This window comes from Mesorhizobium sp. M7A.F.Ca.AU.002.02.1.1 (genome assembly GCF_003998535.1).
GTDB classification, from domain to species: Bacteria; Pseudomonadota; Alphaproteobacteria; order Rhizobiales; family Rhizobiaceae; genus Mesorhizobium; species Mesorhizobium ciceri.
In genome coordinates, this window is sequence record NZ_RZPB01000991.1 from 1 (window position 1) to 1867 (window position 1867).

General features: G+C 60.1%; 2 protein-coding genes. One reads left to right on the forward strand and one right to left on the reverse strand.

Translation table 11 applies throughout. The features are described 5' to 3' along the window. On the reverse strand, positions 1-894 hold an 894-nt coding region (locus EN879_RS34150; protein WP_164774769.1), incomplete at its 3' end, for an FAD-dependent oxidoreductase. 557 nt (positions 895-1451) lie between these two features. On the opposite strand from EN879_RS34150, the gene EN879_RS34155 reads away from it, so the two are divergent. Beyond that, entirely contained in the window at positions 1452-1760 is a 309-nt protein-coding gene (locus EN879_RS34155; RefSeq protein ID WP_027161855.1) for a hypothetical protein, read from the forward strand. The last annotated feature ends 107 nt before the right edge of the window (positions 1761-1867 follow it).

Sequence of the window (1867 nt, forward strand, 5' to 3'; positions counted from 1 at the left end):
CTCCGTGAGCGACAGCCGCCTTCGGCAGTAGATGCCGGCCGCGTCCCGCTCGTAGCCAAAAGCAACCGCCTGCTGGGCGTTCGGCAACTTTAGTGCTCCGACTGTGCCTCCCAGATGGGCCATATAGAAACGACCGAGCTGATCTCGGGCGTTGCCGATACCAGCTGGCATCACATCATTCGAGGCAAGTAGCAATCGGGTGGTCTCAAAGCCGCCGGCGGCTACAATGTAATGGCAAGCCGTGACCTCACGCTTTGTGCCCTTCAAGTCAACACAGTCGATGTGGTGGACGCAACGCCCGTTCGGCGCCAGGCGAATTCCCGTCGCCGCAGCGTTTAACCAGATGTGGATATGACGCGAAGTCCGCAGCAACCCGGAAAGCCGTTTCCACACGTTGGTTGGTCGACTAAACCGCTCCAGGCGGGTCCTGAACAAATCGCCGTCGACGCCCTCGAATAGTTCAACGCGAGAACCAGGCAACGCGCTTGTTGGATCGTAGTCGTAAGACCCGACCTCGATCACCTCGTGCGCCCGACGGTAGTAGGGCAGCAGGGTTTCATAGGTGATCGGCCAGCCCGAATTGCACACCCATTCCCGCTTCTGGAAGTCGATGCCATCGAACGGCACGCAGCGGCCACCCCATGCTCGGCTCGATCCTCCCAGCGCTCGTATCCGGAAATTCTGGACAGGCGGGTGGACGAGGGGATCTGCGACAATGCCGTGGTAGAGCTCCTGCGATCTCTTGGTCTGCCACCTGCCGCCCGCTTCCAGAACGCAGACGCGTAGCTTTGCATTTTCGAGCGCCGCGGCAATGGCCAGGCCGACAGTGCCACCTCCGACAATGCAGATGTCGTAGGCAAGTCCGTCGCCCGCTGCGGTGAATTGAGCGATCAACGTTCACTCCGGATTTGTTCGATCCCCGAAGGCACGCTCCCACCCTTCGCGCCCGGCTTGGGCGAAGCAGGTAGCGCGCGAGGAGCAGTTGGCAACCACCCGATTGATCGCATTTGAAGCGCCGGCGCAAAAGAGGTGGCTTTGGTGGCGAGGTCCGTGACGACTTCAAGGGGCCCGAACCGGAAGAGTTTTTGTTGCGACCACCCTCAAAGGGCATGGTTATGGTGAACGCACTTCTCAGCCTGAGTTCGGTGGTGGTATTCCGGTTCCATTCGCGAGATTTCCCGCCCATGGCTCGCCGACAGACACGCTGTTGGCTCCGGCTGAAGCCTTGCCTCTGCTTGCGAGGTTGCCATGGCGATCCGGAACCTCGAGGCATGTGGAGAGTTGTCCAGCAGCCGGAGATCCAAGCCATGGCGCTACCAGATGCCAGTTCCGGCGCGGCCGCGCAGCCGAAACGCTCTAGCAAGCCGGCAATCCCATCGCCGCACGCCACAAGGCTTCCGGAGCAGGATTATCGATAGACGGGCGCCCAACGATATGAAGGACAATGGCCCATGAACGTCGCCAACCTGCAATTGGAAGGTTTGCTTATGGCGGTCGCTGCCGTCAATAACGCCTTGGTCCGGAGGGGCCTTCTTTCGGTTGATGATATCGATATGGCTTTGAAAACCGCGGAGGCCTCGTTCACGGCTGATGAGCGCCTCTTCGAGGACATGTCGCCCGCCAACCGGGACGCAGTCTGTTTTCCTTTGCGGCTTTTGCGGTTGGCTAACACCAAACAGTTCGAAGCGGGTGTGCCACCGTTTGCCGAGCTGGCCAGGCAAGTCGGGATAACCAAGCAGCCCTACAACGATCAGATGTGAAGGGAGGAAGACAGGCAGGTGCAGGAAATCGTCGTGGTCAACAAGGTGGTCGAATTCCGGGGAGAGGCGGTGACCGCATACCGTGACGGTCACGCACACTGCAATGC